Origin of the sequence: Psychrobacter sp. LV10R520-6 (assembly GCF_900182925.1) — a bacterium.
Classification (GTDB): domain Bacteria; phylum Pseudomonadota; class Gammaproteobacteria; order Pseudomonadales; family Moraxellaceae; genus Psychrobacter.
The window spans coordinates 2,427,172-2,440,886 of record NZ_LT900024.1 but is presented as its reverse complement, the minus strand read 5'-3'; the positions used below and the strand labels follow the sequence as shown (position 1 = coordinate 2,440,886).

The 13,715-nt window shown below is 43.4% G+C and carries 10 protein-coding genes; 4 read left to right on the top strand and 6 right to left on the bottom strand.

Features of this window, described 5'->3' with window-relative positions; genetic code table 11:
- Positions 1 to 33: 33 nt before the first annotated feature.
- The 5 genes from mutY to U1P77_RS10095 all read right to left on the bottom strand — a co-directional run bounded on the left by mutY (position 34) and on the right by U1P77_RS10095 (position 7,911).
- A complete protein-coding gene (mutY, locus tag U1P77_RS10115) occupies positions 34 to 1,311 on the bottom strand; it encodes an A/G-specific adenine glycosylase (RefSeq protein ID WP_321154879.1) in 1,278 nt (425 codons plus the stop codon).
- 151 nt (positions 1,312 to 1,462) lie between these two features.
- Complete coding sequence (locus U1P77_RS10110) at positions 1,463 to 2,404, bottom strand: GIY-YIG nuclease family protein (protein ID WP_321154878.1); 942 nt, start codon at positions 2,402 to 2,404, stop codon at positions 1,463 to 1,465.
- 93 nt (positions 2,405 to 2,497) lie between these two features.
- Positions 2,498 to 3,454, bottom strand: a complete 957-nt coding sequence (gene ylqF / locus U1P77_RS10105; RefSeq protein WP_321154877.1) for a ribosome biogenesis GTPase YlqF — start codon at positions 3,452 to 3,454, stop codon at positions 2,498 to 2,500.
- A 147-nt stretch (positions 3,455 to 3,601) separates the two neighbouring features.
- Positions 3,602 to 6,766, bottom strand: coding sequence for a DUF2339 domain-containing protein (locus U1P77_RS10100; protein ID WP_321156674.1), 3,165 nt, complete (start codon positions 6,764 to 6,766; stop codon positions 3,602 to 3,604).
- Positions 6,767 to 7,173: 407 nt separating this feature from the next.
- The gene (locus U1P77_RS10095; RefSeq protein WP_321154876.1) at positions 7,174 to 7,911 is read right to left on the bottom strand and encodes a dienelactone hydrolase family protein; all 738 of its coding nucleotides are present in this window, start codon (positions 7,909 to 7,911) and stop codon (positions 7,174 to 7,176) included.
- A gap of 251 nt (positions 7,912 to 8,162) precedes the next feature.
- Here U1P77_RS10095 and U1P77_RS10090 point away from each other — a divergent pair, with 251 nt between their 5' ends.
- Positions 8,163 to 8,666, top strand: a complete 504-nt coding sequence (locus U1P77_RS10090; protein WP_321156673.1) for a YcgN family cysteine cluster protein — start codon at positions 8,163 to 8,165, stop codon at positions 8,664 to 8,666.
- 26 nt (positions 8,667 to 8,692) lie between these two features.
- Here the strand turns inward: U1P77_RS10090 and U1P77_RS10085 are convergent, their stop codons facing one another.
- Positions 8,693 to 10,072, bottom strand: a complete 1,380-nt coding sequence (locus U1P77_RS10085; protein ID WP_321154875.1) for an Lnb N-terminal periplasmic domain-containing protein — start codon at positions 10,070 to 10,072, stop codon at positions 8,693 to 8,695.
- Between the two features lie 285 nt (positions 10,073 to 10,357).
- Here U1P77_RS10085 and U1P77_RS10080 point away from each other — a divergent pair, with 285 nt between their 5' ends.
- From U1P77_RS10080 to U1P77_RS10070, 3 genes are all read left to right on the top strand, one after another.
- Positions 10,358 to 11,257 (top strand): CBS domain-containing protein, encoded by a 900-nt coding sequence (locus tag U1P77_RS10080; protein ID WP_321154874.1) that lies wholly within the window; start codon positions 10,358 to 10,360, stop codon positions 11,255 to 11,257.
- Positions 11,258 to 11,524: 267 nt separating this feature from the next.
- Positions 11,525 to 13,099: an apolipoprotein N-acyltransferase gene (gene lnt, locus U1P77_RS10075; RefSeq protein WP_321154873.1), complete on the top strand. Its 1,575-nt coding sequence runs from the start codon at positions 11,525 to 11,527 to the stop codon at positions 13,097 to 13,099.
- A gap of 140 nt (positions 13,100 to 13,239) precedes the next feature.
- Positions 13,240 to 13,698 carry a hypothetical protein gene (locus U1P77_RS10070; protein ID WP_321154872.1) on the top strand — a complete coding sequence of 153 codons (459 nt, stop codon included), beginning with the start codon at positions 13,240 to 13,242 and terminating at the stop codon, positions 13,696 to 13,698.
- The last annotated feature ends 17 nt before the right edge of the window (positions 13,699 to 13,715 follow it).

Genomic DNA, 13,715 nt, shown 5'->3' with positions numbered 1-13,715 from the left:
TGGATTCTTATTATAAGCTCTTGTTTTAGGATCTTATTCTAAGATCTTAACCATTGCTCTTGGCAATCCTAGCGTTGCTTGAGCATCATCACCGTTTAGCCAATTCAAATTAATCTCAGCTGCTTGTAACGCTTTAGTCAATTCTTGAGATTGCGCGGCATTTAAGGTTAATGATTGCGGCGTCAAATACCAATGAAAATGGGTCAGTGAATGCTTAATGGGTTTAGGAGCATCATCTAATAAATCGCTACTCACTGATTGGGCTATTAGCTGATTCTTACTTATCCACTCATTGATAATTTGCTCAGCGATGGTAAATTCTACTTCGTATACTTTTTCATTACTACGTACATCTAATTGCTTATTATCGGTAGCCGTCTGGTTTTTATCAGTGACTTTTCCGTCCGCTTTCTTATCAGCAACTTTCTCTATAAACTCTAATGGCAAGCTCCATAATCCACCCCAAATACCGTTATCAGGACGTTGAAGCCACAGTATTTCATCTGCTGAATTTTGAATTAATAATGCATTACTAAATTTGCTAGGCTTGGGTTTTTTCTTAGCCTTAACCGGATATTCTTCTTCGCGACTTTGCGCATGAGCCAAGCAGTCATCTTGTAGCGGACATAATAGGCAGGCAGGTTTGCGGCGCGTACATAAAGTCGCGCCCATATCCATCATTGCTTGGGCAAATAATCCTGAATGTTGTTCAGGGGTTAAGCGTTCCGCCAGTGCCCACAGCTCTTTGGTAGTCGCAGACTTAGTAATATCGCCATCAATTGCCGCCCAGCGTGTCAGCACTCGCTTCACATTGCCATCACATATAACGCCATAATGGTGCAAGCCCATTGCCATAATAGCGCCAGCTGTTGAAGGGCCAACGCCTGATATGGCTTCCCAACCTGTCAGCGTTTGCGGAAAGTCGCCTGTCTCATCAATGGTTGCGACCAGCTGCTTGGCACCTTTATGCAAATTACGTGCACGCGCATAGTAACCCAGCCCTGCCCAATGTTCTGCTATCTCATCCCATTCCGCTGCTGCTAAATCCTGAACCGTCGGAAAGGAAGTCATAAAACGTGCAAAATAGGGCAGTACGGTCGTCACTTGCGTCTGTTGCAGCATGACTTCTGATAACCAAACAATATAAGGATTGGGCGTATCAGTCTGGTGCTGTTGCCACGGTAAATCATGGCGACCATTGGTTTCGAACCAGTCGAGTAGGCGTGGAGCAAATGAGTTAAGGGAAGTAGGCGAGTGATTTAAAGGAATGTTAGACGGTGTAAAACTTGAATTGGCGGTAAGCTGAGTCATAGGCGGTCATATCATTATTAATGATTAAAATTGGCGGGCAAGTAGTCGAGCGAAGTGGTGAGCAACTTCAATTACTCACTACTATATAAGGCTTGAGGTGTTATAAATAAAGAAGGGTATAAAAGTTAGTAATTATACTGAGTTGGTCGGATTAACGATAAATACTATCCAATGTATGTCCATCAAAATTTTTCCAAATATTCCAACCATTACTTGAAGAGCCAAGGACAAAGTCAGATGCACCACTTGGTGTTTTGCACAATAAATTTTCTGTTAGCTTATAGAATTCGCTATCACGCCCAATTAATTTCTTTGCTGCCAGCATTTCATCTCTTTTATTAATTGCCCAACTGCTTGCTGATGCAATTGCTCTCTTACGTATCAGTGAACCTGACAACACTACAAAACCGTCATTATCATAATAACCTTTAGCAGAAGTTCCTTGGGTTTTACAATAAAACATCATAGGTTCCGGTTTGGTAGGGGACGCTTGAGTAGGAGCTGTCCCAATATCAATACTGTTTTTGGCATCCACAACAGGTGAAGACTCATCACTATGAGCCATATTGTTATTGATACTGAGTGATTCAAAGATAGGCTGGCCGAGAGTGGATAATAAAATGTTCAGTGTATAAAAAAGCTCTTCACAATCGGCTTTTAATGGTGCAGGAGCATGTGGCAACATACCGTTATTACCGTTTAATAATTCATATCGTTCAGCATTTTTTGCGGTTTCAATGGCTTTATATTCAAGATACAAAGCATGAGTCTGGGTGATAGTATTATTAGTTGATAGCATTACAAAAGCCCGCTCCCATTCCCAAGAGTCTTTAGTTTTATTATGCTCATCCAGCCTTCTCCGTAATTCACCCGTCTGACCAATATATAATTGCGGTAAACCATTAAGCTCATGACTTCCTACCAAGAAATACAACCCTACTTGTAAGGCATCAGACATCGTCAAAAAATCTTTAATATGCATACGAGGCACTTCGATAACTCGAACAGTACGAGTTGTCATCTCCGCACTACGGATACCACGCGGATTACCTTGTGGAAGAAAAATTTGAATGGTTTTAGCTTGAGGAGACATAAAAAGTACCAACGGTTAATTCGTAATTTACATTTAAAGAATTTAAGCAGGCTTTGAGCGCTTTAAACTTGAAAATAAAATATAAAACCAAACCTACTTACGATTTTTACGTGTACGCAATCGACGAAGACGTTTCTCTTCTTCTTTCGCTGTTTTTTTCGCCTCAAGAGCTAGACGTTGCTCTGCGACCATCGCTTCTTCAGTCTCACGCATCTCAGGGGTTTCCATGCTAATGCGACCTAGAGTACCGCTACGTAATTCATTGATTAAAATCTCAGACATCCGGTAAGTGTCGATTTTATTACCCGCACGCACGCAACCACGATTGCGACCGGCGACTTCAAAAAACTCCCAATCAGTTTCTGGCAGAATTTCAATTTTATAGCGGGCTTTTAATAGCTCTGGATACGCTTGTATTAGATATTCGGCGGTATAGCTGGCGACATCGGCAAAGTCAAAGGCCGTATCACGAATGCCACCGGTAGCCGCCAAACGGTAGCCTGAATTAGCGTTTTCAACTTTTGGCCATAACATACCAGGCGTATCATACAGCATGATGCCGCCCTCTAATTTGATAAGCTGCTGCGACTTAGTCACGGCCGGCTCATTACCTGTTTTTGCCACCGTTCGGCCTGCTAGGGTATTAATTAAAGTTGATTTACCAACGTTAGGAATACCCAAAATCATAGCTTTGATTTGGCGTCCTGTCCCGACTTTATTAGGCATGAGCTTTTTACATAGCTCAACGATTCGATGAACGTTATTGGCCTTGTTATCATCAAAGGCCAAGGCTTTTACGCCATCTTCTTGCTCAAAATAGTCCATCCATGCTTGGGTCATATCAGGGTCGGCTAAATCAGCTTTGTTTAAAATTTTGATGACTGGTTTATCACCGCGCAGGGTTGCCACCATTGGGTTTTCACTACTATAAGGAATGCGCGCATCCAGTACTTCGATAATCACATCCATTTGTGGCATGATTTCTTTCACTTCATTACGGGCCTTATTCATATGCCCGGGGAACCACTGAATATTCGCTCTAGTATCCATTTGCTTTAATAACCTTTTTATTCATAAAATTTAGCGCTAAAAGTAGACAATGCCTCGCTTTTAACAATGCCTTTAGCTATGGCGTTCAGTTTACTACAGAACGAAAGTACTCACGCTACAATTTCATCTAGACACAACGCGAGGTTATTATTGAGTCTGATCCGCTACGTCATCACGTGCTGGTGGTAACGGCGCTAAATAACCAATGAGTAATATCAAACTACCCGCGCCAAGGAAAGATACCACGCGCCAAATCGCTTCAGTCTGCGATAAGTCAACCAATACCAGCTTCAGTACGACCACACCTAATAAGCCAATCCCCATAAACCAAAGCGCACGCTGCTTGTAACGACTGGCAATAATAGTCGCGACCAATGCCAGTAACGTCCATAGAATTGTCAGACCTGTCTGCACTTGTTCACTACTCCATGCGTTGCTATCGTTACCAATCCAAAGCGGTGTGCCTATAAAGGCGTGTAGCGTTCTGACTAGCATACTAGATATGACCCAAAAGCTGATAAGCCCTAACAGAATGAGCAAAGAGTCACCAGACTTTGCCTGATAGCTAGGTTTCCTATCGACGTTCGATAAAGTGCCACTTGATAAGTTATTGGTAGTTTTATTAGCTTGCTGTGGATTAGAGCGTTGTGGGTTGAGGTAATAAGCGCCAAGTCCATATAACAACACTAACCATAAAGCAAGATCGTATAAATTAATCAATGGGAAGTAGGGCAGTCCCCAAATCACGCCATCATAAAACCAATTGCTGATAACGACCCAAAACAAAGTCACCGGAACAAAAACTTTGGCACAGCCTAAGAGCGCGCTTTGCCAATTAAACCAATGGAGGAAGCGCTGTTTAGTCGCACTTTCGTTTTGAATGCCCCGATGACGATAACCTGACCATAAACCAATCAGCATGAGGGCGACCGGAATAAGTACGGTTATGACACCTTGTGAATCTGGTAGACCATAATGAACTGCTGCCGCGATGATTAAGATTCCTGCACCAAGCCAGCTCGATTTATCGTATTGTTTTGAATTGAGATGGGCATGCCACGTTCTTAACCACAGTTGCCCAATAACTAACCAGCCGATTAATAAGGCGGCAAACAACAGCCAATGAGATGTCATCCACTGATAATTGAATTCAAATTTTTGTGGCAGTTGTAGCACTAGCATCAGATAAAATATTAAAAATAGTCCATGGTTAAACTGTCTAATCTCACTCCACGAACGGTAATGATTAGTCATCCAATAAATAGCAAGGCTAGATAGAGTGGCCATCGCTATCAGCGTGGTGGTTGCTAACTGCCAGCTGGCAAGCCATTGATCGAAATCGACAACCAATACAAACAGCGACCAACCGATAGCGGTAAGGGTTAAGAGACGTATGAGTACAGGGCTTTGCCAAATAATTTTGAAAGCGATACTTTGACTATTAATAGTGGACAACCATTGTTGTGCGACCAGTGCGCTAATTCCCAATGACTGGGCATATTGAGATAGGGTGTCAGTTGCTATGTTTTGAGACGAGGCTGGCTTGGATTGCTGACTCAAGTCGCGGCTTGGGTTAACAGGCGAATTGCTGGCACGTAGGATAAAGACGGTAGCCAGGGCGCTTATGGCAGAAATGGACAAGGTTAAGGTCGGATAATATTCGATAGATAGCGCTAGCTTGAATACCAAAAGCGCTACGCTAATCAACTGCAATAATAGCCCAAATAATACTGACCACGCTCGCAATGACCGCCTACCAAACCACACTAGCGCTAAACCTTGCACTGACCAGCCAAAAGCGATCCATTCTGCATCCAATGCCAGCGGAATAACCAACGCCAAAAATCCAAAACCCAACGCCAACATACCTTCGGTAATCAATGCATAACGCTGACTGCGCTGTATAAACAACCAACCTAGCCCTAGATAAATGGCCGCTAACATGATGCTAGTAATCGTCAAAGCGTTTGGAATATCGTTAAGTAGCGCAGAAAATAAACCAAACGCTAATAGGGGTACTGAAAATAGTAGCCCTATATCAATAGGGAACAGGTACGAGCTATTTGCAGTAGCCGTTTTGCTTGCGCTATTAATGTCCATTTTATTAAGGCTGTTAGCGCCACTCTCATTACTGTCGTTATAAGCAATTATTTGCTGCGCATAGCGGATGACCACGAATAAATACAGCAGTAAATGTAGCGCTACTAGCAGCACTAACGACCAACGTTGACTTTGAATGACTGTTGTTAAATTCTCAGTAGCGCCCCAGTAGTAAGCCAGCCCAAAACTCACCCCAACGCCTAATAGATTGAGCACTTTCCAAGGCCGATAATGGGCGATGATAGCAATAGTGACGTTTAATAGCAGATAATAGCCAAACAGTGTCGCCAAGCTACCGGTATCGGTACTGGTCAATATCGGTGCAAAGAAGCCACCAGATAGTGCCAGCAAGGCTAAAGGAAAGGCGTTTTGGCGTACGGCTAAAGCAATGGTTACCGCAGATAATATCCCTAGCGCGATGAAACTGGGCAGACTGGCGATAACCTGATAGACATCATAGGCAAAAAAGGTGCTTAAATAAGCTATGGCCAATCCGGTACCTTGTAGGGTAATGCCGTATGCAAAGCGTTTTGATACCAGCTTGAGTCCCAGCCCTGCTATTGCCAAGCCTATAATTCCTATTGCTGCCAGTTTTAGACTGATAGGAACTTCTATGTATTCGCTTAATAAACGCAACAACAGCACTACGCCCACCAGTAACACCAACACGCCGACGCGAACAACTAAGTTACCACCCAAAAACCAGTTTTTAATAGAATTGAAAAGCGAGGTAACCATAGGTAGCGAATGCTCATCCGGCTCTACAGGTGCGGTAGGCCTTTCTTTTAATATTTGATGGCTGTTATTGTCCGCGTGTTCAGGGGCAGGGGAGTTTGATACAAGAGTATTTGGTATTGGTGGTGGTAATGATTTTGATGTGGATATTGGTTCAGGTTTTGACGAGGGTAATGCGGATGGTAGAGATGTAGGTACGGATAAGGGAGTGGTTTCCGCACTAGAAACAGCTACAGAGCGAGGCGCAGAATCAGCCAGAGAGTTAGGTGCAGGTTCGGGAGCAGCATGAGACGATGTTGATGGCGATGTCGACGACTGAACACTGTCTTTATACTGTTGCAACTCGTCTTGCAGTTGGGCCATGTTCTGTCTGAGCTTAGCAAGTTGCTGATGCAACCTGATATAGAGCACAACCATAATGACCAGCAAAAAGACAATCACCAACCAGCCTAATGATTCTATTAAAAAATACAGCATCAATGCCACTCAATTAATCCTACAATGAGGTGATAATGACGCTATTTAGAGATAAGCACAAGGGTAGCGATTATGAATTGATACGCAGGTGAGGAGATTTCTGACATACTTCTCAATACTGTTATATCCATATGCTGTTATAGTCAGTACCAAATAAAGTAGATACACACATGGTTTCGTATAACTGGGAAAAATTTTTCTAGCTTGCTGTGTGACTGCGTCACTCCAGAGGCTTCGAAAATTTCTCCCAGCCATACGGTGTTCGTTTTAAAGTGGCTCAACTATATAGCCATTGATTTTTTGCCATAAAAAAACAGAGTATAACTCGCATACTCTGCTATAGATTTATTACGATTAATCTAAAAATAGTAATTCAAGTTACGGATTTAAAATACTGATTTAAATTACTAGCCTAAATTGGCTTTCATAAATTCCAGCAAGTTGTCCCAGCTTTGCTTCGCTGCGGTTTCGTTATAGCCCAAATCAATGTCATTTTTAGCGGCGCGCTCATCGGCATTTGGATTGGTGAAGCCATGTTTGGCATCATCATAGACATCGATGGTGTAATCAACTTCAGCGGTGTCTAGCTCTTTTTTCAAGTTTTCTATTGCATCCATCGTTACCATGGAATCTTCGCGACCATGAGTAACCAATACTTTGGCTTTAAAGTTTTTATCTGCAGGTTGTTTGGCAGTTAGGTCACCGTGGAAAGTGGCGACTGCTTTTAGTGGCATGCCTTCGCGCGCCATATCAAGGACAACTTTACCACCGAAACAATAACCAATCGCAGCGAGCTTATCGCCATCAACGGCTAGCTGATCGCTGAAGTCATTAAGAATTAGACGACAGCGTGCCATGAGCATGTCTGGGTCTTCTAACACTTGTTCCATCCACATATTGGCCATAGCTGCATCAGAAGTCAGTTTGCCTTCACCATATACATCCATTGCAACAGCGGCATAGCCCGCTTTGGCTAAGCGTTCGGTGATGGTTTTTGGATGTTCGACCACACCCCACCATTCCGGCGCGACCAAAATACCCGCTACTGGATTATCATCTGAGGCGTTTTCTGGCAACGCGATATAGCTAATCAGCTCAATGCCATTTTCAGTGGTACTTATCAGTTCAAACGTCTTAATTGACATATTATTGTCCTTTTATATTTTGAGTTTTATAGCATGAGTGTGGTTAATGCATTTGTATTTATCAGTATGCAATTTGCTTACCCGTACTACCTTAACGCCCATAACGGTCAAAAACAGCTATAATACTGTAACGCTCTTTATCAAAATGCTACTGCGATCTTATGAAGCTAAATTTGTTACATCAATCAGATACCCGCTCAGACTTTCATCCAGACACAAAATCGGATATAAAGTCAGAGACAGCCGTGCCTATGCTCACCGATAGCACGCCAACTGAATCCTTGCGTCCGCAGTTTTGGTCGCGCTATACGCTAAGCGAGCTGAATCATAATGAGTGGGAAGCCTTATGTGATGGCTGTGGTAGTTGTTGCTTGATCAAATATATTGATGAAGACGAGAATGGTGATGTTGACGAAAACCTAGTTGAATATACTGATGTGGCCTGCCAGCTGATGAATTGTGAAACCGGTTATTGTCAGCATTATGATACCCGCCAGCAGTATGTGCCTGATTGTATTCAACTGACCGCTGAGAAGATGCCAAACATGATGTGGTTGCCTGAGCACTGCGCTTATAAACGGGTATATAAAGGACAGGCGTTACCAGATTGGCATCTGTTATTGACTGAAAATGCGGTTATCACTCAACAGCAAATGCACGCCGCTAATATTGGGATAGCAGGCCGCTGCGTCACTGAGACTGGTATGTCGGACGAAGAGATGGAAACCCGAGTAGTCAATTGGGTAAATCCTTAGCTGATATTCATTTAGCAGCTGTTGGTTCAGTTGGGATTAACCCGTATGGCATGAGAGTCGGCAAGAGGTGGAATAGGGATACCTTGACGAATTTGGCTCGAAAAGTCACTGTTTTGATTATCGTTATCACTGGCCTTAATATTCGCAGTATCAGGCGATTGATTAACGAAGCCTTTTACTTTTGGATTAATGTGCGCGCGCTCGTACCAAGTGTCCATTGACCATGGCTGACCGTTTTGCTCTGGAGCTGCATCCAGCATGCCTATGTCATAGAGATAGTTTGGCAGCCAACCAGAGACCCAAATCCGATAATCCCATGGCAGCCGCTCACCGCTGACGATCCGCGCCATGTAAAAGATAATATTGGTACAGTTGCTGGTTAAGGTGTTATACCACGCTGGCTGTGCATTTAACTCATCGGCGACGGTTAAATAAGACTCAAATAACGACCTTACTTCGCGCTGTTGTAGATGGCTGACAGGGAAGAGATAAACTTGTTCGCCGCGCACGTTAGTACGAGTATAAATAATATCGCGCTCTTCAGCAGCAATAAGGCTGAGCTCAAAGCGCTTAAAAAATCCACCAAGCGCTGAAAATGATTCGCCATTTTCTTTACGAATCTCTAGCGATAATGATAATGGCCTATCATCTTCGAAGCGAAAGCTGACTAAGGTATGAGCAATTAGTGGCCCCATCCAGTAGGAATTAATCACATCGACGCCGGATAATTTGGACAGATCAACAGTACGGGACTCCCAGCGCTCAACAGTATTCTTGCTAGTTTTATTGGCACTAGTCTCATTAGTACTAGTCTCATTAGTACTATGCCAGTCAAAGTTGCGTACATTGGTAAATGTAATCAAATTGGGATTATTCGCATCGCGCTGATAAGAAAGTCTTTGACTAACATCGGGCTGCCAGTCGCGTTGCTGCTGCGGTGTAATGAAGATAAACCAGCCTGCACCGATTAGCCAAACAGTGGTATACAATCCAGCTAGCCATTTAGTAGCGGTAATTTTAGTGGTTGTGCCTTTATTAAAGGCTATGTTATTAGAAGCTGTGTTTTTATCAACAGTTCCTTTAGAAATATTACTTTCAACTGTTTTATTTTTGGACCGCTTATTATTAAAAATATGGGGAAAATAGCGCAAAGTAAGTAGAGAAGTTAATAAACTCACTACCATTGCTGTCACTAACCAAGATATTGGGCTATGCGACCCAAATTGATACCAAATTGCCATTAGTAGCCAAACGGCAGACAATACTAGCGCGACCACTATAAGAAACTGCACAATATGATGCCGCCACGTATGACGTTGATGGCTGCCATTTTCAGTAGGGTTCGATAGATTGGGCTTAGTCTTACGAGACGATAGCAAACGTGAAAAAAAAGAACGAGGCGACATAAGCGTAGACTAAATAAATAGAGGCTTTGACCATAGCAAAATTTATAACACACTGACAATACAATTTGGATAAATTTGTCGTTGAATGTCTGTCAGCCTTGCGATAAAGTGAAGCTAATTTAAACTGGCCTATTAGTCTTTAAGGTTTAGATGGCCGGTTTTATTTATCGTTTTAATCCCCATTTATTATTTTATGTACCATTTTAATTATCATTAAAACTGCCATTAACTAAATGTCACTAACCAACAAACTGTCATTAACTAAAGAGGTTAACTCACAACACCATGTCTGACGACACTCCCAGCCCGAGTAGTTGGTCGATGCGCGGCTTAAAACGCTGGCTATCGACCGCCCCCGAAACCCGTGATGAATTGATTCTTTTGGTGCAACACTCGCGCCAATTCTTAGAGCCTGACACTGTCGATATGTTAGAGGGTGTGCTGGATCTACCCGCGACCCAAGTACGCGAAATCATGACCCCGCGCCCGCAAGTCGTCGGTCTGCACGAAAGCACTAGCCTCGCTGAAGTCATGGATATCATCCTTGATACTACCCATTCACGCTATCCTGTATTTGACAGTCAAGATGATGATGCGGTCATCGGGATTTTATTGGCCAAAGATTTGATTCCTATCTTAGTGCATATGGTGCGTGATCAAGAAGATGAAATTGATAGCAAGCGCCTAAAAGACTTAGTACGCCAGCCACTATATATCAGTGAGTCAGCACGTTCTGATACCTTGCTACGCTCCTTACAGCGCACGCAGGTACACATGGCCATTGTGGTCGATGATTTTGGTAGCTTTGCTGGGGTGGTGACTATGGAAGATTTGTTGGAAGAGATCGTTGGTGATATCGTCGATGAGCATGACGACTTCGATGAGGACAGTGATATTAATAATATTGTTGTCCATCCCGAAAAGCCTAATACTTGGCGGGTTCAAGCTTCTACTGTTATTGAAGACTGTAATGATGAGCTTGGTAGTAATTTTGATGATACCGATGTCGACACGATGGGCGGTCTGGTGATGCAAGCGCTTGGCTACGTGGGTGATTTGGAAGGCGAGAGCGTAAACATAGATGACTGGCAAATTACGGTCACCGATGTAGAAGGGCGCTTTATTCATAATTTAGAGGTGACCAAGACCAATCCTGATCAGCATCTGTTAATAGGCGGCCATTAGTTTTTTACTGATCAAACTGTTATTAGGTTGAGTATTATCAGTAAGCTCAAATAATAAAAACACGATTGCGGTCGTGTTTTTTGCTTTTTAGCGTTAGTGATATAAAGCACGCAAATTTACCCATTTATCAGTACAGGCTGGTATTATGGGCGGGCTTAGTTTAAGGGGCTTAAATGCAAGTCGATGGACCTTTCTTAAATTAAACGATTGGCAAGAATTTGAATTTTAAGAGCTGGTATTGAAAGTTGATAATTTTGGATAATTGATATGCGCCTGTCTACGGTTGATTTACAAAAGCGTCTGAACGCTAATAAGTCTAAAGGCTTACCGCTTGGTCTGACTATTTTGCTTGCTTGGCTGGCAGGAGCGATATTTTTATTTTCGCTCGCGCCTTATGGGGTTTGGCCACTGGCAATTGTATCTCCAGCGATTTTGTATGCGCTATTAATGCCAGATATGACTGGTAAGCGTGCCTTTTTCATTGGTCAAGCATACGGTACGGGGCTGTGGTGCGTTGGTGCCTTTTGGTTATATACCTCTATCCATGTTTATGGTGACACGCCGACATGGTTAGCGCTGATTATGATCGCGCTGATGGGCCTGGGCATGGGGTTATTTCATGGCTTCTTGGCGCTGATTTTTAACCGTATGGTCGGTAAGCAGCCCTTTTCTTTTGCGGCTCTATGGATATTACAAGAATGGATGAAAACTTGGCTATTCACGGGTTTTCCATGGCTATTCGTCGGTTATGCGTTTACTGAACAGTATTGGCTGTCTTCTTTAGCGCCAGTTGCGGGCGTATTTGCGGTCTCTTTTGTCGCCGTGTTATTTGCAGCCAGTATGGTTGAACTACTACGTCGCCGCGGCGGTTATATGCTTGCCTCGGTGGTAATATTATTAATTAGTACCTTATTATGGCTGATTAATCCTCAATGGACGAAGCCCAAAGGTACGCCTGATTTATCAGTATCCTTAATCCAAGGCAATATCCCGCAAGATCTAAAATGGCTTACTGAATACCAAGTAAAAACACTAGAGATTTATGCGACCTTGACCCGTAGTGAATGGGGGCGCGATGTTGTGGTGTGGCCTGAATCGTCTATTCCTATGTTTCAGACTGAGGCTGTTGGCTTTATTAGTGAAATGGTCAAAATGGCCAATGCCACTGATACCACGTGGGTCACTGGCATTCCTTATAAAGATGAAGCTGCATTCGATGCCAGTACCGATAAATACCCGCCATTTTATAATAGTGTGATTGCGCTGGGTGCTCAGGCGGATGGTCTCTATAAAAAGCAGCGTCTGGTACCGTTCGGTGAATATATTCCGTTCGAAGGCGTATTAGATCTTTTACCCAATCTGGCCGGTAGCCAAGATATTATGAGCTATAGTCGCGGTAGTGATCAGCAGTCGCCGCTACGAGTACGCGGGCATAATCTAGGCGCCGCCGTTTGTTATGAAGTGGCATATCCTGATACAACTCGTAAGAATGCCATCGATACTGACTTTTTATTGACCATATCGAATGATGCGTGGTTTGGGACTTCAGCAGGACCGCTACAACATTTGCAAATGGTACAAATGCGCGCCCTTGAAAATGGTCGCTGGTTTATGCGTGCCACTAATACCGGCGTTACCGCTATCATCGATCATAAAGGACGTATCGTAAAGCGCGCACCGCAATTCGAGCGCACCGTCCTACGGGGTAATATCCAAGCACGGGTCGGCAACACACCTTTCATGCTTATGGGTAGTTATCCCATCCTATTTATCATTGCCCTATTATTATTATTAAGCTATCTTGGCAAGCGTTCAAACACTCGTGCACGCTTAGGTAAATAGACAACAATCATGATAAATGTTTGATGAATAAAATTTTTGCTAATAATTCCTTTAAATCGTTAAGGGTTTTAACAAATCGGTATAAATTGCGATATAATAGGCCAATATATTAAATATTTTTTGTGCAAGGTGGATAAGGTATGTCAGAAGATATCGTTAAAAACAATCCAAAAAAAGAGTTCATGTTTGCCTTGGGCGGCGTTGCTTTATTCTTAGGTATTGTTCTACTTATTGGCATTTCAGCCTGGCTGCGTCCAGCTGGTGAGCACATTACCGCTGAGCCTACAGAAGCATCAGCCGCCGCCGATGAAGCTGCTGCGATTGCTACAGAAGATGCCGCGCCAGCTGAAGCTGATACGGCAGAAGCTGTTGCTCCAGTTAGTACTGATGCTGCTGCAACTACTCCAGATACGGCAGCTGATGCGACGGTCACCCCTGCTCCAAGTACTGGCGATGCGATAGTTACTGCTGAAGCCGGCACTGCAACCGCTGAAGGGACAGTGAACCAAGCCGCTGTGGGTGACGCTGACTTAACTGCTGAACAAGCCGATGGTAATTTAGATGCTGGCGATGCTGATCAAGCAACGACCGCACAATAAGTCCATTATCAAGATTT